Origin of the sequence: Nocardioides lijunqiniae (genome assembly GCF_015024225.1) — a bacterium.
Lineage (GTDB): Bacteria > Actinomycetota > Actinomycetes > Propionibacteriales > Nocardioidaceae > Nocardioides > Nocardioides lijunqiniae.
Genome location: NZ_JACJGM010000028.1, coordinates 80,114 through 96,209, shown reverse-complemented (window position 1 = coordinate 96,209; position 16,096 = coordinate 80,114). Strand labels below are relative to the sequence as shown.

The 16,096-nt window shown below is 73.0% G+C and carries 18 protein-coding genes; 16 read left to right on the top strand and 2 right to left on the bottom strand.

Annotated elements, in window-relative coordinates:
- The 3 genes from IRQ30_RS16730 to IRQ30_RS16720 all read left to right on the top strand — a co-directional run.
- Positions 1-576: alanine dehydrogenase (locus IRQ30_RS16730; protein WP_420827611.1), on the top strand; the 576-nt coding region annotated here is incomplete at its 5' end.
- A gap of 2 nt (positions 577-578) precedes the next feature.
- Complete coding sequence (gene xerD, locus IRQ30_RS16725; protein WP_193608051.1) at positions 579-1,544, top strand: site-specific tyrosine recombinase XerD; 966 nt, start codon at positions 579-581, stop codon at positions 1,542-1,544.
- 117 nt (positions 1,545-1,661) lie between these two features.
- Positions 1,662-4,211: a DEAD/DEAH box helicase gene (locus IRQ30_RS16720; RefSeq protein ID WP_193614116.1), complete on the top strand. Its 2,550-nt coding sequence runs from the start codon at positions 1,662-1,664 to the stop codon at positions 4,209-4,211.
- A 30-nt stretch (positions 4,212-4,241) separates the two neighbouring features.
- Here the strand turns inward: IRQ30_RS16720 and IRQ30_RS16715 are convergent, their stop codons facing one another.
- Entirely contained in the window at positions 4,242-4,961 is a 720-nt protein-coding gene (locus tag IRQ30_RS16715; RefSeq protein WP_193614115.1) for an SDR family oxidoreductase, read from the bottom strand.
- Between the two features lie 154 nt (positions 4,962-5,115).
- On the opposite strand from IRQ30_RS16715, the gene IRQ30_RS16710 reads away from it, so the two are divergent.
- Positions 5,116-5,526 (top strand): MerR family transcriptional regulator, encoded by a 411-nt coding sequence (locus IRQ30_RS16710; RefSeq protein ID WP_193614114.1) that lies wholly within the window; start codon positions 5,116-5,118, stop codon positions 5,524-5,526.
- Positions 5,527-5,586: 60 nt separating this feature from the next.
- On the opposite strand, the gene IRQ30_RS16705 is transcribed toward IRQ30_RS16710, so the two are convergent.
- Positions 5,587-6,453, bottom strand: a complete 867-nt coding sequence (locus tag IRQ30_RS16705; protein WP_193614113.1) for a neutral zinc metallopeptidase — start codon at positions 6,451-6,453, stop codon at positions 5,587-5,589.
- Between the two features lie 624 nt (positions 6,454-7,077).
- Here IRQ30_RS16705 and IRQ30_RS16700 point away from each other — a divergent pair.
- The 12 genes from IRQ30_RS16700 to der are packed head-to-tail and all read left to right on the top strand — an operon-like array spanning position 7,078 to position 16,092.
- Positions 7,078-7,893 (top strand): ParA family protein, encoded by an 816-nt coding sequence (locus tag IRQ30_RS16700; RefSeq protein WP_227467733.1) that lies wholly within the window; start codon positions 7,078-7,080, stop codon positions 7,891-7,893.
- Between the two features lie 2 nt (positions 7,894-7,895).
- Entirely contained in the window at positions 7,896-8,216 is a 321-nt protein-coding gene (locus tag IRQ30_RS16695) for a hypothetical protein (protein ID WP_227463931.1), read from the top strand.
- Positions 8,213-9,073 carry a segregation and condensation protein A gene (locus tag IRQ30_RS16690; protein WP_193614112.1) on the top strand — a complete coding sequence of 287 codons (861 nt, stop codon included), beginning with the start codon at positions 8,213-8,215 and terminating at the stop codon, positions 9,071-9,073. Before IRQ30_RS16695 ends, IRQ30_RS16690 begins: the two co-directional genes overlap by 4 nt.
- The gene (gene scpB / locus IRQ30_RS16685) at positions 9,070-9,831 is read left to right on the top strand and encodes an SMC-Scp complex subunit ScpB (protein ID WP_193614111.1); all 762 of its coding nucleotides are present in this window, start codon (positions 9,070-9,072) and stop codon (positions 9,829-9,831) included. The genes IRQ30_RS16690 and scpB overlap by 4 nt, the downstream gene beginning before the upstream one ends.
- Positions 9,828-10,580 carry a pseudouridine synthase gene (locus IRQ30_RS16680; RefSeq protein ID WP_193608059.1) on the top strand — a complete coding sequence of 251 codons (753 nt, stop codon included), beginning with the start codon at positions 9,828-9,830 and terminating at the stop codon, positions 10,578-10,580. Before scpB ends, IRQ30_RS16680 begins: the two co-directional genes overlap by 4 nt.
- A 37-nt stretch (positions 10,581-10,617) precedes the next feature.
- The gene (locus IRQ30_RS16675; RefSeq protein ID WP_193614110.1) at positions 10,618-11,430 is read left to right on the top strand and encodes a helix-turn-helix domain-containing protein; all 813 of its coding nucleotides are present in this window, start codon (positions 10,618-10,620) and stop codon (positions 11,428-11,430) included.
- A gap of 10 nt (positions 11,431-11,440) precedes the next feature.
- Positions 11,441-11,839: a VOC family protein gene (locus IRQ30_RS16670; protein ID WP_193614109.1), complete on the top strand. Its 399-nt coding sequence runs from the start codon at positions 11,441-11,443 to the stop codon at positions 11,837-11,839.
- Between the two features lie 10 nt (positions 11,840-11,849).
- Positions 11,850-12,233 (top strand): chorismate mutase, encoded by a 384-nt coding sequence (gene aroH / locus IRQ30_RS16665; protein ID WP_193608062.1) that lies wholly within the window; start codon positions 11,850-11,852, stop codon positions 12,231-12,233.
- The gene (locus IRQ30_RS16660) at positions 12,226-13,284 is read left to right on the top strand and encodes a prephenate dehydrogenase (RefSeq protein ID WP_193614108.1); all 1,059 of its coding nucleotides are present in this window, start codon (positions 12,226-12,228) and stop codon (positions 13,282-13,284) included. Before aroH ends, IRQ30_RS16660 begins: the two co-directional genes overlap by 8 nt.
- Before the next feature lie 11 nt (positions 13,285-13,295).
- The gene (cmk, locus tag IRQ30_RS16655; protein ID WP_338089759.1) at positions 13,296-13,970 is read left to right on the top strand and encodes a (d)CMP kinase; all 675 of its coding nucleotides are present in this window, start codon (positions 13,296-13,298) and stop codon (positions 13,968-13,970) included.
- A complete protein-coding gene (locus IRQ30_RS16650) occupies positions 13,967-14,731 on the top strand; it encodes a 1-acyl-sn-glycerol-3-phosphate acyltransferase (RefSeq protein ID WP_193614106.1) in 765 nt (254 codons plus the stop codon). The genes cmk and IRQ30_RS16650 overlap by 4 nt, the downstream gene beginning before the upstream one ends.
- Complete coding sequence (der, locus tag IRQ30_RS16645; RefSeq protein WP_193614105.1) at positions 14,728-16,092, top strand: ribosome biogenesis GTPase Der; 1,365 nt, start codon at positions 14,728-14,730, stop codon at positions 16,090-16,092. Before IRQ30_RS16650 ends, der begins: the two co-directional genes overlap by 4 nt.
- The last annotated feature ends 4 nt before the right edge of the window (positions 16,093-16,096 follow it).

Sequence of the window (16,096 nt, the reverse complement as noted above, 5' to 3'; positions counted from 1 at the left end):
CAGAACGCGGCGAACATCGCGTTGGGCATGGGTGCGGACGTGACGTTGCTGGACACCGACCTGGACAAGCTGCGGATGTCGTTCTGGCGCTACAACAACCGGGTCCACGGGCTGGCGTCCTCCAAGCTGGCGGTGGAGCAGCAGGTGATGGAGGCCGACATGGTGATCGGTGCGGTGCTGATCCCGGGGGCGGCGGCGCCGAAGCTGGTCTCGAACGAGCTGGTCTCGCGGATGAAGCCGGGCTCGGTGCTGGTCGACATCGCGGTGGACCAGGGTGGGTGCTTCGAGGACACGCGGGCCACGACGCACGACGACCCGACGTATCAGGTGCACGACTCGACGTTCTACTGCGTGGCGAACATGCCGGGTGCGGTGCCGAACACCTCGACGTACGCGTTGACGAACGCGACGCTGCCCTACACCGTCAAGCTGGCCGACCACGGGTGGGCCGAGGCCAGTCGCCGCGACCGCTCGCTCGCGCTGGGCCTGAACACCCACGCCGGTCAGCTGACCAACGCCCCCGTCGGGGAGGCCGTCGGCATCGACGCGGTCACCCTGGAGAGCGTGCTGGGCTGACCTTGGCCGCCACGACCGGACCGGGGCCCGCGACGTCGACCGGTGACGTCGACCGGGCGATCCGCACCTACCTCGAGCACCTCTCGGTCGAGAAGGGCCTGGCGGCCAACACGCTGACCTCCTACCGCCGCGACCTGCGCCGCTACCGCGCGCACCTCGACGGCGAGGGCGTGGAGCGTCTGGAGCAGGTGAGCGAGGCGACCGTGTCGGGCTTCCTGGTGCGGCTGCGCGAGGGCGACCCGGACCACCCTCCGCTCAGCGCCACGTCCGCGGCGCGCACGGTCGTCGCGGTGCGGGGCTTCCACAGGTTCGCGGTGGCCGACGGGCTCGCGACGCTCGACCCGGCCAGCGGCGTCAAGCCGCCCGCTGCGGCGAAGCGCCTCCCCAAGGCGCTGCCGCTCTCCGACGTCGAGGCGATCCTCGAGGCGGCGGGCGCCCCCGGCACCACCCTGGCCCTGCGCGACCGCGCGCTGCTCGAGGTGCTCTACGGCACCGGGGCCCGCATCTCCGAGGCCGTCGGCCTCGACGTCGACGACCTGGACGACGTCGACGGGACGGTCCTGCTGCGCGGCAAGGGCAGCAAGGAGCGGCTGGTGCCGATCGGCTCCTTCGCCCGCGAGGCGCTCTCGGCGTACCTGGTGCGGGCGCGGCCCGAGCTGGTCGCCACCGGCTCCGGCGCCGTCGGCGGTGCGCTGTTCCTCAACGCCCGCGGCGGCCGGCTGTCCCGGCAGTCCGCGTGGGCCGTGCTGGCCAAGGCCGCCGACCGCGCGGGGGTCACCCGTGACGTCTCGCCCCACACCATGCGGCACTCCTTCGCCACCCACCTGCTCGACGGCGGCGCGGACGTGCGCGTGGTGCAGGAGCTGCTCGGCCACGCCTCGGTGACGACGACCCAGGTCTACACGCTGGTCACCGTCGACAACCTGCGCGAGGTCTTCGCGACCGCGCACCCCCGGGCCCGCGGGTGAGCCTGCGCCCGTCAGGGAGGATGGGACGGTGAGCCCCCTCCCCGCCGTCCGGAAACCCCACGACGGCCCGGCCGCCTGCGTCGGCCGGGACCGCGTCGGCGCCCGGCTGGAGGACCGATGAGCGACCTGCTCGACGAGATCACCAGCGCGGTCGCCGAGCGCGGGCTCGAGCTGTACCCGCACCAGGAGGAGGCGATCCTCCACCTGCTGAGCGGCGACAACGTCGTGCTGGCCACGCCCACCGGCTCCGGCAAGTCGCTGGTCGCGGAGGCCGCCCACCACGCTGCGCTCGCCGAGGACCGGGTGAGCTTCTACACCGCGCCGATCAAGGCGCTGGTCAGCGAGAAGTTCTTCGCGCTGTGCGCGGCCTTCGGGGCAGAGAACGTCGGCATGCTCACCGGCGACGCCTCGGTCAACGTCGACGCGCCCATCATCTGCTGCACCGCCGAGGTCCTGGCCAACATCGCGCTGCGCGAGGGTGCCTCGGCCGACGTCGGCCTGGTCGTCATGGACGAGTTCCACTACTACGCCGAGCCCGACCGCGGCTGGGCCTGGCAGGTGCCGCTGCTCTCGCTGCCGCACGCGCAGTTCCTCCTGATGTCGGCCACCCTCGGCGACGTCTCGGAGATCGCGCAGGACCTGAGCCGGCGCACTGGTCGTGAGACCGCGATCGTCGACGACGCGGAGCGGCCGGTGCCGCTGTCGTTCGAGTGGGCGCTGACCCCCCTGGACGAGACCGTCCAGCGACTGGTCGAGGAGCGGCAGGCGCCCGTCTACGTCGTGCACTTCACCCAGAAGGACGCCGTCGAGCACGCCACCAGCCTGCTCTCCCCGAGCTCGGCCGTCGGGAAGGTCGGCGCCGCCGACAAGGAGGCGATCGCCGCGACGATCGGCGCCTTCCGCTTCGGGGCCGGCTTCGGCAAGACGCTGTCCAAGATGGTGCGCCGGGGCATCGGCATCCACCACGCGGGCATGCTCCCGCGCTACCGCCGCCTCGTCGAGCAGCTGGCCCAGGCCGGCCTGCTCACGGTGATCTGCGGCACCGACACCCTCGGCGTGGGCATCAACGTGCCGATCCGCACGGTGCTCTTCAGCGGGCTGGCGAAGTTCGACGGCAGCCGTCAGCGGATCCTGCGCACGCGGGAGTTCCTCCAGATCGCGGGACGCGCCGGACGGGCCGGCTTCGACACCGCCGGCTACGTCGTGGTCCAGGCGCCCGAGCACGTCATCGAGAACGACCGGGCACGGAAGAAGTCCGACGCCAAGAACGCCTCGATGAGCGCCGAGAAGCAGGCGAAGAAGAAGAGCAAGCCGCAGCTCAAGAAGCCGCCCGAGGGCATGGTCGTCTGGACCGAGCAGACCTTCGAGAAGCTCGTCAACGGCGAGTCGGAGCGCCTGCAGTCGCGCATGAAGGTCGACAACGCGATGCTCGTCAACGTCCTGGCGCGCGAGGAGGACGCGTTCCCGGTCCTGCGCAGCCTGCTCCAGGACAACCACGAGGACCGACGCAGCCAGCTGCGGCTCAGCCGGCGCGCGCTGCGGCTCGTGCGCAGCCTGCTGCGGTCCGGGACGGTCACGCGCCTCGCGGAGCCCGACGAGCTCGGCCGCCGCTACGTCCTGACCGTCGACCTGCCCGAGGACTTCGCCCTCAACCAGCCGCTGGCGCACTTCGCGCTCGCCGCCCTCGACGTCCTGGACCCCGAGAGCGAGACCTACACGCTCGACATCGTCTCGGTCATGGAGGCCGTGCTCGACTCCCCGCGCCAGATCCTCTTCGCCCAGCAGCGGGCGGCCAGGGGAGTGGCGATCGGCGAGATGAAGGCCGACGGGATCGAGTACGACGAGCGGATGCTGCTGCTCGACGCCGTGACCTGGCCGCAGCCGCTGGCCGAGATGCTCGAGGGCGTCTACGAGATCTACCGCGGCACCCACCCGTGGCTGCGCGAGGACGCGCTCGACCCGAAGTCGGTCGTGCGGGAGATGTACGAGCAGGGGATGAGCTTCACCGACTTCGTGGGCCGCTACGAGCTGGCGCGGTCCGAGGGGCTGGTGCTGCGCTACCTCACCGACGCCTACCGGACGCTGCGCCAGACGGTGCCCGAGGCGCACCGCACCCCCGAGCTCGACGACCTCGTCGAGTGGCTGGGGGAGACGGTGCGCCAGACCGACTCCTCGCTGCTCGACGAGTGGGAGGCCCTCTCCGACCCCGAGCACGTCGCCCGGGCGGTCGCCGAGGGCGCCCCGCCTCCGATGAACCGACCGATCTCCGCGCAGGAGCGGCCGTTCGCGATCATGATCCGCAACGCGATGTTCCGCCGCGTCGAGCTCGTGGCCCGCGACGACCTCGACGCGCTGATGGCCCTCGAGCGCGCCGCCGCCGACCGCACCGACCCGTCGGGCGAGGTGCTGATGACCCGCTCGGCCTGGGACGCCGCCATCGAGGAGTACTACGCCGAGCACGACACCGTCGACCTCGGCCCGGACGCACGCGGCCCGCAGCTGCTCGCCGTCCAGCGCTCCGGACGGCGCTGGGAGGTCCGCCAGACCATCCACGACCCCGCGGGCGACCACGACTGGGTCATCGAGGCCGTGGTCGACCTGGACACCTCCGACGAGCTGGGCGAGCTGGCGCTGACCACCACCGCGATGCGCTGCCTCGGCGACTGACAGCCGTCCTTCCCCGAGCGCTGGCCGTGCTCAGCCGAGGAGCTCGGCGATGCGGGCGTAGAAGTCGGCGGGGTCGCCGGCCAGGGAGGCCTTCACCATGGCGGTCCAGTCGTCGACCACCACCTCGATCGAGCCCGCGGCCAGGCCGTCGAGCGAGAGGCGCGGCACGTCGCGCGGGTCGATCTTGGGGCCGTCGTAGCCGTCGGTGAGGTCGGTGTCCGCGGCTCCGAGCAGCACGCCCTGGACCAGGGTGCCCTGCGCCGCGAGCTCGTGGCGCACGCCGTTGGTCATGTTCCACTCCGCCGCCTTGGCCGAGGAGTAGGCGCCGCTGCCGTCGATGGCGAACCACGACAGCGCCGACAGGACGTTGACGATCGCGCCGCCGCCGTTGCCCGCGAGGACCGGGCTGAGCTCGCGGATCACGTCGAGGGTGCCCCAGAAGTGCGTGTCCATCTCGCGTCGCACGTCGGCGAGATCGCCGGTGACGAGTGGCGCACCCGTGGAGATGCCGGCGTTGTTGACCAGGAGCGTGACGTCGGTGGCGGTCGCCGCGGCCGCGACGACGGAGTCGTGGTCGAGGAGGTCGAGGCGCAGCGGCACCACCCGGCTGTCGACCACGTCGATCGACTCGGGACGGCGCGCCGTGGCGTAGACCTTCGTCGCACCGCGCTCGAGCAGCTCGAGCACGAACTGGCGGCCGATGCCGCGGTTGGCTCCGGTGACGAGGGCGACCTGGTCGGGAATGTTCATCGGGTCCTGGCTTTCGTGAGGTTCTGCGACGTCGGCTGTGACGTCGGCAGCGATGTCGGCCGGGCCGTCGCGGCCCGCCGTCGGCTACGCTAGAACCTGACGTTGACGTCAAGGGCAAGTCGGAGAGACCGACGCCACAGCAGGGGAGACGCGGATGCGCATCGGTGAGGTGGCCGACCGGGCCGGGGTCAGCACGCGGGCCCTGCGCTACTACGAGGAGCAGGGGCTGATCGCCGCCGACCGCACCGGCAGCGGACAGCGCACCTACCCCGAGTCCGCCGTCGAGCGGGTGCAGCTCATCCAGCGGTTCTTCACCGCCGGCCTGCCCAGCCGCACGGTGCGACAGCTGCTGCCGTGCGTCGACACCGGGCACGGGTCGCCCGAGGCCTTCGCGATGATGGCCGCCGAGCGCGACCGCATCACCGCGGCCATGGCCGACCTGGCGGCCGCGCGCGACGCGCTCGACCGGCTCATCGACATCGCGCACCACCCCACTCCCGAGCACTGCCCGGCGCTGCGCGAGCCCGCCTGGGCGCCGTACGACGCCGCCGTCACCGGCGCCTGACTGTCCGCTGGGCCCACGGCGCCACCGCGATGCGCTGCCGGTGGGACCAGGAGCACCCGACTAGGTCACCTGCGCCGCGCCGACGGTCCAGGTGTTGCAGTCGCCCGGCCTGGCCGACCCGTAGCCCCGGTCGGTCCAGGTGCGCTGGTTGGCCTCGCTCCCGTGGTTGGGCACGCGGGTGATGAAGCGCCACAGCGGCTCCCACTGCGCCTCCCAGTAGACGGAGTCGACGCCGTAGGCATCACGCTGCGACGCGAGGAAGACGTTGCCCAGGCACGAGGCCTGCAGCTCCGAGCGGCGTTCGAGCTCGGTGCCCGACCAGTCGGGTCCCATGGCGCCGAAGATGCCGGTCACCTGCTGGACGTGGTGGCCGAACTCGTGAGCGATCGTGTGGAGCGCCGCGAGCCGCGTGAGGCCGTGGGAGAAGTCGTCCCCGGCGTACTGGTTCCAGGGGTCGAACATCTCGTCGGCATACATGTAGATCGTCTGGTTGCTCGGGCAGTAGAACGAGTACAGGACGGAGCCGCACGGCGTGGACACCTCTCCGCTGAACACCTCGAGCCCGGGTGCGCGGACGGTGATGCCGTCCTTCCCGAGCTGACCCCAGGCCCTGCTCAGGCACGGCAGCACCGACCGGTAGTAGGCCCGGACGCCGCCCAGGCCGTCGAGCGCGACCCGCGAGTTCTGTGCACAGCCGACGGACTTCATCCGCGGCACGCGATAGAGCTCGTTGTGGGTCAGCGTCCTCTGCGGATCTGGTGTCGACGATGGCTGGACCGGCGGCACGTCGACCGATCCGGGTGCCTCGGGGGCATCCGTGCTCGGCACCGCTCGGGGGGCCGGCGGTCTCGGCGAGGGCCCCGGGTCGGTGGAGAGCAGCGTGTAGGCGGCCACGGCGCCGGCTGCCAGCACCAGGACGACCGCCACCGAGGTGACGATGACGGCGACGCGCCGGCCCCGTGCGGGGCTGGGAGGCTGGTGCCCGGGCTGCCACGAGGGCGGCGGAGGTGGATGTTGCTGAGCCAAGGCGTAGCCCCCTGAGGTCGGAGTGGGTGTCGTCACTCCTTTCCTGGAGCGGCGAGTCCAAACCAGTCGCGCCGGGGGTCGCGGTCCTGCACGGCGCCCGCGGTCGGCTCCCGATGGCATCCGGGGGCCGTCAGAGGATCCCGTCTTGGTGCCCTCTCGGGACCGGGCCTAGAGTCCGCGGCGAGTCTCCGCAATGTCGTCGTGTCGACATTGTGTGATGGGGAGCAGAGCCCCGACCGGTCTCGGACAACCCACGAGGAGTGGCACATGAGCAACAGCGGGACGTACCCCCCGAGCCACGGCGGCAGCGCCGCACCCGACATGCCTCCCCGGGCGCCGGTCCCTTCCCCTCCCGACCGAGATGAGCACGTCGTGTCCGACCCCCTGCCCTTCGACCGCCCCCGCGCCGGCATGCCCGAGATGGCCGCCAGCAACGAGGCGCCCTCCGCCCCGGCCGTCGAGCGCGAGCCGGCCCTCCTCGACGTCGACGCCCCTGCCGTCGTGCTCGGCCCGACCGGGCGCCCGATGCCGCACCTGCCCGAGCCGCGGCCGGTCACCGGCGAGCACCGCGCGCGGGTCATCTCCATGTGCAACCAGAAGGGCGGCGTCGGCAAGACCACGACGACCATCAACCTCGGCGCGGCGCTCGCCGAGTACGGCCGCAAGGTGCTGCTCGTCGACTTCGACCCGCAGGGCTCCCTGTCGGTCGGTCTGGGCCTCAACCCCCACGAGATGGACCTGTCCATCTACAACCTGCTGATGCAGCGCGACGTGAGCGTCGAGGACGTCGTGGTCCCCACCGGCGTCCCGGGCATGGACCTGCTGCCCTCCAACATCGACCTCTCCGCCGCCGAGGTGCAGCTGGTGCACGAGGTGGCCCGCGAGCAGACCCTGCAGCGGGTGCTCGCCCCGGCGCTCACCCAGTACGACGTCATCCTCATCGACTGCCAGCCCTCGCTCGGCCTGCTCACCGTCAACGCGCTCACGGCGTCGCACGGCGTGATCATCCCGCTGGAGTGCGAGTACTTCGCGCTGCGCGGCGTCGCGCTGCTCAAGACCACCATCGACAAGGTCCGCGAGCGCCTCAACCCGCAGCTGGAGATCGACGGCGTGCTCGGCACCATGTTCGACGGCCGCACGCTGCACTCCCGCGAGGTCATGGAGCGCCTGGTCCAGGCGTGGGGCGACAAGGTCTTCCACACGGTCATCCGCCGCACCGTGAAGTTCTCCGACGCCACCGTGGCGGGGGAGCCGATCACGTCCTACGCCTCCACCTCGGGCGGCGCGGAGTCCTACCGCCAGCTGTCGAGGGAGGTGCTCGCACGGTGCCTCGACGCGTGAGCATGCCCACGGCCGACGACCTGTTCCGGCCGACCGCCGTCCACGCCGTCCCGGACGCGCCCGAGACCGTCGAGCCGGCCGAGCCGGCCCCGGGCGCGCTGCCCAAGCCCAGCGGGCGCATCCGCCACGACGAGAAGATGACCGTCTACGTCACCTCCGACGAGCTCATCCACATCGAGCAGGCCCGGCTCGCGCTGCGCAGCGGCCACGGCCTGGCCGTCGACCGCGGCCGGCTGGTCCGCGAGGCGGTCGCGCTGGTCCTGGCCGACTTCGACGCCCACGGCGACGACAGCGTGCTGGTCCGGCGGCTGACCGAGGGATGACCACCCTCGCTGCACCTGGCGAGGCCGGTGAGCAGGCTCCGGGCTTCGAGCTGCGGCTCGACAACTTCGAGGGCCCCTTCGACCTGCTGCTGAGCCTGATCTCCAAGCACAAGCTCGACATCACCGAGGTCGCGCTCTCGCGCGTGACCGACGAGTTCATCGCGCACGTCAAGGCGGGCGGCCCGGTCTGGGACCTCGAGCAGACCACGTCGTTCCTGCTGGTCGCCTCCACCCTGCTGGACCTCAAGGCCGCCCGGCTGCTGCCCCAGGGCGACGTGGAGGACGAGGAGGACCTCGCCCTCCTCGAGGCGCGCGACCTGCTCTTCGCGCGGCTGCTGCAGTACAAGGCGTTCAAGCAGGTCGCGAGCTTCCTCGACGTGCGCCTGGCGGAGGAGTCGCGCCGGTACCCGCGCGCCGTCGAGATGGAGGAGCGCTACGCCACCCTCCTCCCCGAGGTGCTGATCGGGATCGGCCTGGACCGCTTCGCCGAGCTCGCGGCCAAGGCGCTGGCGCCCAAGCAGGTGCTCGAGGTCTCGCTGCACCACATCCACGCCAACAAGGTCAGCGTGCGCGAGCAGGCGGCCCTGGTGGTCGACCGGCTGCGCCGCACCGGCACGATGACCTTCCGCGCCCTGTGCGGCGACTCGCCCGACCGGCTGACGACGGTGGCGCGGTTCCTCTCGCTGCTCGAGCTGTTCCGCGAGGGGGCCGTCTCCTTCGAGCAGGTCACCGCGCTCGGCGAGCTCACGATCCGCTGGACCGGGGCCGACGACGAGGAGATCGAGATCACCGACGAGTTCGACGGAGCGCCGCCCGAGCCGGGCGCCCCCGCGCCCGCTGACGAGGAGACACCATGACCGACGCCCAGCCCGAGGGGTACGCGCCCGACGACCTGCCCGAGGCCGCGGCCGACCAGCCCGACGAGGCGCCCGAGGCGCCCGAGGCCGACGGCGGCGACCTGCTCGCCGTACCCCTGACCGAGCTGCGGCCCGCACTCGAGGCGGTGCTGATGGTCTCCGACCAGCCGCTGGACGACGTGAGCCTGGCCTCGACCGTGGGCTACCCCGCCACGGAGGTGTCGGCGGCGCTGCGCGAGCTGGCGGCCGAGTACACCGAGCAGGGGCGTGGTTTCGAGCTGCGCAACGTCGCGGGCGGGTGGCGCTTCTACTCCCGCGACGAGTACGCCGCGGTCGTCGAGGCGTTCGTCCTGGAGGGCCAGCAGGCCCGGCTCACCCAGGCGGCCCTGGAGACGCTCGCGGTGGTCGCCTACAAGCAGCCGGTCTCCCGCGCCCGGGTCTCGGCGATCCGGGGCGTCAACGTCGACGGCGTGATGCGCACGCTGCTCTCGCGCGGGCTGGTCGAGGAGGCCGGCCAGGACGGCGAGACGGGGGCCAACCTCTTCCGCACGACGAGCTACTTCCTGGAGCGCATCGGCGTGACGTCGGTCGACGACCTGCCCGAGCTCGCGCCGTACCTCCCGGACATGGACGACCTCGAGGACGAGCTGGCCGAGATGGCGGCGTCGGAGTCCGTCCACGAGGGGCCTGCGGGTGGTGCCGAGGCCGCGGCCGAGCACGCCCACGAGCCTGCCGAGCCCGGGTCGGCCCCGTCGTGAGCCGCGAGGTCGCCACGGACGAGGACGGCCTGATCCGCCTGCAGAAGCTGCTGGCGCAGTCGGGCGTGGCGTCGCGACGCAAGTGCGAGGAGCTGATGCTCGACGGCGAGGTCGAGGTCGACGGCGAGGTCGTCACCCGGCTCGGCACCAAGGTCGACCCGCGCACGGCGGTGATCCGGGTGTCGGGCAAGCGCCTGCCCCCGGTCTCCGACCTGGTCTACCTCGTGCTCAACAAGCCGACCGGCGTCGTGTCGACGATGTCGGACCCCGAGGGGCGCCGGACGATCTCCGACCTGGTGGAGCACCGCGCGGAGCGGCTCTTCCACGTCGGCCGCCTCGACACCGACACCTCGGGGCTGCTGCTGCTGACCAACGACGGCGACTTCGCCCAGCGCATGGCCCATCCGTCCTACGAGGTCGACAAGACCTACGTCGCCGAGGTGGCCGGCGAGCTCGGCAAGGACACGCTGCAGCGGCTGCTGGCCGGCGTCACGCTCGAGGACGGCCCGGTCACGGTCAGCCAGGCGCGCACGATCGCCGCGGCTCGCGACAAGTCGATCGTCGAGCTGGTCATCCACGAGGGCCGCAACCGCATCGTCCGGCGCCTGCTCGACGAGGTGGGCCATCCGGTCCGCAAGCTCACCCGCACCGCGATCGGCCCGGTGACGCTGGGCTCGCTCAAGCCCGGCCACCTGCGCGAGCTGACGCTCGACGAGCTCGGACGGCTGCTGGACGACGCCCAGCTGTAGGGCCCCGTGGGCGGCCCGCGCGGCGTAGGCTCGGCGGATGGTCGGCCCCCTGACGGTGCCGCACGCGCTGCGGCCGTACGTCGTCGGGCTGGTCGGCTACGACGTGGTCGGCCCGCCCGGGGTGCACCGCGGCCTGCCCGGCACGTCCCTGACGTTCGTGCTGCCGATCGGGGCGCCGCTGGACGTCGCCTGGAGCGGCGACCCCGGCTCGCGGCGGGCGTCGTGGTCCAGCGTCGCCGGGCTGCACGCGGCGCCGGCCGAGATCCGCCACGACGGTCACCAGGAGGGCCTCTTCCTCGCCCTCACCACCGCCGAGGCCCGCGCGCTGCTGGGGCTGCCGGCGGCGGCGATCGCCGGCCAGCTGCTCTCGCTCGACGACCTCGCGCCGCGCCTGCGCCACCTGCCCGAGCAGCTGCACGACGCGTCGACCTGGCCCGAGCGCGCGGGCGTGCTGCACCGGGCGCTGGCCACCGCCCTGTCCGACCACGCCGGGCCGGGCCCGCGCGCCGAGGTGGGCCGGGCGCTGGCACGCCTGGCCCGCGGGGTCGCGGTCGCCGAGGTGGCCCACGACGTGGGCTACAGCCGCCGGCACCTGCGCAACCTCGTGGTCGCGGAGACGGGTCTGAGTCCCAAGGAGTACCAGCGCGTGGCGCGCTTCGAGGCCAGCCGCGACCGGGTGCTCGACGCGGCACGCCGCGGCGGCACACTGGCCGGCGTCGCGGCGGCGTGCGGCTACGCCGACCAGGCCCACCTGGCGCGGGAGTGGCGCGACCTCGCGGGGTGCCCGCCGACCACGTGGCTGCGCGAGGAGTTCCCCGACGTCCAAGCCGGCGGCGTACCGGCTGGGTGAGGGTGGGGCCATGACGAACCCCACGGCAGCAGACGTCCGGCACTGGCAGACGATGGCCTTCCACGACGCGGAGGCGATGATGCGCTTCCTGACCGCGATCGGCTTCACCGAGCACGCGACCTACCGCGACGAGCAGGACCCCTCGGTGGTCGCCCACGCCGAGTGGCTGTGGTCCGGGGGCGGCGGGATCATGTTCGGCTCCGTGCGTCCCGACGGCGCCGTCGACAACGTGGGCGGCTCCGCTGCCTACCTGGTGACCGACGACCCCGATGCCGTCTTCGACAGTGCCGTGGCGGCGGGGGCGACGGTGCTGCGGGCCATGGTCGACCAGGACTACGGCGGCCGCGGAGGCAGCGTCGCGGATCCAGAGGGCAACCACTGGTCCTTCGGGAGCTACCAGCCCCGATAGCATCGACCGCGTGCCAGTCAGAGCCGTGCGCGGCGCCACCCAGCTCGACGCCGACGAGCGCGAGCACATGCTCGAGCGGGTCGCGGAGATGGTCACCGACGTGATGACCTCCAACGGCCTGGAGGTCGACGACTTCATCTCGGTGATCTTCACCGCGACCGCCGACCTGGTCTCGGAGTTCCCGGCCTACGCCGCCCGGCAGCTCGGCTTCGGGGAGGTGCCGCTGATCTGCGCGCGCGAGCTCGAGATCGCGGGCTCCATGCCGCGCTGCGTGCGGATGATGGCGCACGTCGAGACCGACCTGCCGCGCGCGGACATCACCCACGTCTACCTGCACGGCGCCGCGGCGCTGCGCAGCGACCTGACCCGAGTGCGGTCCGTGCCGGATGAGTGAGCTGACCGGTCCCGTCGAGATCGTCGGGGCCGGACTGATCGGGACCTCGGTCGCGCTGGCCTGCCGGCGTGCCGGTCTCGAGGTCCTCCTCACCGATCCCTCCGACGACCACCTGCGCACCGCCTCCGGGCTCGGCGCGGGCCGCCCGAGCGCGCCCGGCGACCGCCCGCAGCTCGTCGTGGTCGCCGTGCCACCCGACCACCTGGCCGAGCAGATCGAGCGTGCGCTCGCCCGGGACGCGGTCGTGACCGACGTCGGCAGCGTGAAGGCCGGCCCCCTGGCGGCCGTGGCGGGCCTGCCCGGCGTCGAGCGCTACGTCGGCAGCCACCCCATGGCCGGCAGCGAGCGCTCCGGGCCGCTGGCCGCGAGTGCCGCGCTGTTCGACGGGCGCCCGTGGGCGGTGACGCCCCACGCCGCGTCGGCGTCGGACGCGGTCGCCCTGGTGGAGGCGCTGGCCCTGCTCTGCGGAGCCGTCCCCGTGCGGCTGACGCCCGACGAGCACGACCGCGCCGTCGCCCGTACCTCCCACCTGCCGCACCTGCTCGCCTCGCTCGCGGCGGGCGTGCTCGCGGGCGCCCCGGCCGACCACCTCGCCCTGTCGGGGCAGGGGGTGCGCGACGTCACGCGGGTCGCCGCGGGCGACCCGGCGCTCTACGGTCAGATCGTGTCCGCCAACGCTGCCGCGGTCGGAGCGCTCCTCGGCGAGGTCCGCGGTCGGCTCGACGCGGTCATCGAGGCCCTCGCCACGGGTGACCGGGCCGGGCTCGAGGCCGTCCTGGGCCAGGGCGTGAGCGGGACCCGCGCCATCCCCGGCAAGCACGGGGGTCCGCCGCGGCCCACCGGGGCCGTCTTCGTCGCCGTGCCCGACCACCCCGGCGAGCTGGCCCGCCTCTTCGCGGACGCGGGGGAGAGCGGCGTCAACATCGAGGACGTGCGCATCGACCACGACCCGGGGCGTCCGGTCGGCCTGGTCGAGCTCACCGTCGACGTCGACCGCGCCGAGCACCTGCTGGGATCACTCGAGTCACGCGGTTGGGTCACTCACCGGTAGGCTTCGCTCCCGTGAACAGCACTCCCGAGGCTCAGGTCGTGGTCGCGGTGGACGGCACCTCGGGGTCCGGCAAGTCCAGCACCTGCCGCGGCGTGGCCGACCGGCTGGGGCTGCGCTACCTCGACACCGGCGCGCAGTTCCGCGCGATGACCTGGTGGATGCTGCGCGAGGGCGTCGACGTCCACGACGCCGAGGCCGTCGCCGCTCTGGCCGACCGGCCCACGATCGTCTCCGGCACCGACCCGCTCGACCCGACCATCGAGGTCGACGGGGTCGACGTCGCCGTCGAGATCCGCACCGACGCCGTCACCGGGTCGGTGTCGCCGGTCAGCACCGTGCCGGAGGTCCGGGCCCGGCTGCTCGACCTGCAGCGGGGCATCATCGACGGCGGCGGCATCGTCGTGGAGGGCCGCGACATCGGCTCGGTCGTCTGGCCGCAGGCCGAGGTCAAGCTCTACCTCACCGCCGACCCCGCCGCCCGCGCCCTACGCCGCGCCGCCGAGGAGGGCGGCTCGGACGTCGCCGCGACCGAGCGGGTGCTGGCCGAGCGCGACCGGATCGACTCCGGCCGCGCCACCGCCCCGCTGGTCATGGCCGACGGCGCCGTGCACGTCGACACGACCTTCCACTCGCTCGACGAGGTCATCGACCAGGTGGTGCAGCTCGTCGAGCGGACCGCCCGGTGAGCACCCCGACCGAGACCACGCACCTCCAGCGACCGCGCACCGACCGCACGCCGCACCCGCCGCGCGCGACGCTGCGCGGCCTGCGCCCGCCGGCCCGTTGGCTGGTCCGCCGCCGCTACGACGTACGGGTGACGGGGGCGGAGCGCGTGCCGGCGTCGGGGCCGGTGATCCTGGCCGCCAACCACATCGGCGTCGTCGACGGCCCGCTCCTGGCGATCTTCTCCCCACGCCCCGTGCACGCGCTGACCAAGATCGAGATGTTCCGGGGCCGGCTGGGGCGGTTCCTGCACCTCGCCGGCCAGATCCCGCTGGACCGCTACGTCGCCGACCCCGCGGCGGTGAAGCGGGCCCTGCGCGTCCTGCGCGACGGCGGCGTGGTCGGGGTCTTCCCCGAGGGACGACGCGGCGCGGGGGAGCTGGACCGCTTCCACCGCGGGGCGGCCTACCTCGCCCTCGTGACCGGCGCGCCGGTGGTCCCGGTCATCATGATCGGCACCCGCGAGCCCGGTGGGCACACCGGCTCTCTGCCCCGACGGGGCGCGAGGATTGAGCTCGTCATCGGGGCACCCTTCACACTGGAGCAGATGCCCTGGCCGCGCCGGCGCACCGACGTGGAGACCGCGTCCTTGCGACTGCGCGACCGGATGCTCGACGATCTTCGTGAGGCGCTGGTGACCACCGGCCGGAGCCTCCCGGGACCCCTCCCGTCAGGGGAGCTGGAGCCCGACCCTTCCGGTGGCGTGACAGGAACGACGACGTGAGCGAGACGCAGGAGCCCGACGACAACGGCCACGAGGGCACCGACGGGCCGGTGCCCGTGCTGGCCGTCGTGGGACGACCCAACGTGGGCAAGTCGACGCTGGTCAACCGGATCATCGGCCGCCGCGAGGCGGTCGTCGAGGACGTCCCCGGCGTGACCCGCGACCGGGTGTCCTACGACGCCAACTGGGCCGGCCGGGCCTTCACCGTCGTCGACACCGGCGGCTGGGACCCCGACGCGCGCGGCCTGGCGCAGAGCATCGCCGCGCAGGCCGAGATCGCCGTCACGCTGGCCGACGCGGTGCTGTTCGTCGTCGACGCCTCGGTCGGCATCACCGACCTCGACGAGCAGGTCGTCAAGATCCTGCGCAAGTCCGGCAAGCCGGTCGTGCTGGCCGCCAACAAGGTCGACGACCAGCGCACCGAGGCCGAGGCCTTCGGCCTGTGGAACCTCGGTCTGGGCGAGCCCTGGCCCGTCTCCGCGCTGCACGGGCGCGGCTCCGGCGACATGCTGGACGCCGTCCTGGCCGCGCTGCCCGAGCCGCCCCCCGAGCGTGAGCACGAGGCCGGCGGGCCGCGGCGGGTCGCGATCGTGGGCAAGCCCAACGTCGGCAAGTCCTCGCTCCTCAACCGGCTGGCGGGGGAGGAGCGGGTCGTGGTCGACAACGTCGCGGGCACCACCGTCGACCCCGTCGACGAGCTGATCGAGCTCGGCGGACGCACCTGGCGCTTCATCGACACCGCCGGCATCCGCAAGCGGGTCAAGGAGGCCTCGGGCCACGAGTACTACGCCTCGCTGCGCACCTCGACGGCGATCGACCGGGCCGAGGTGGCCGTGCTGGTCGTCGACGGCGGCGAGTCGCTCTCGGAGCAGGACATCCGGATCATCCAGAGCATCCGGGAGGCCGGCCGGGCCCTGGTCATCGCCTTCAACAAGTGGGACCTGGTCGACGAGGAGCGCCGCTACTACCTCGAGCGCGAGATCGAGCGCGACCTCGTCCAGGTGCAGTGGGCCCCGCGCATCAACATCACCGCCCGCACCGGCTGGCACGTCGACCGGCTGGTCCCGGCCATCGACAAGGCCATCGAGGGCTGGGAGACCCGGATCTCCACCGGCACGCTCAACGCGTTCCTGGGGCGCCTGGTCGCCGAGCACCCGCACCCCGTGCGCAGCGGCAAGCAGCCCAAGATCCTCTTCGGCACGCAGGCGTCGTCGGCGCCGCCGATGTTCATCCTGTTCACCAGCGGCAAGCTGGACGCCTCCTACGAGCGGTTCATCGAGCGCCGCCTGCGCGAGGAGTTCGGCTTCGTAGGAACGCCGATCCTGCTGCAGCAGCGACCTCGGGAGAAGCGCAAGCGCTGAGCCG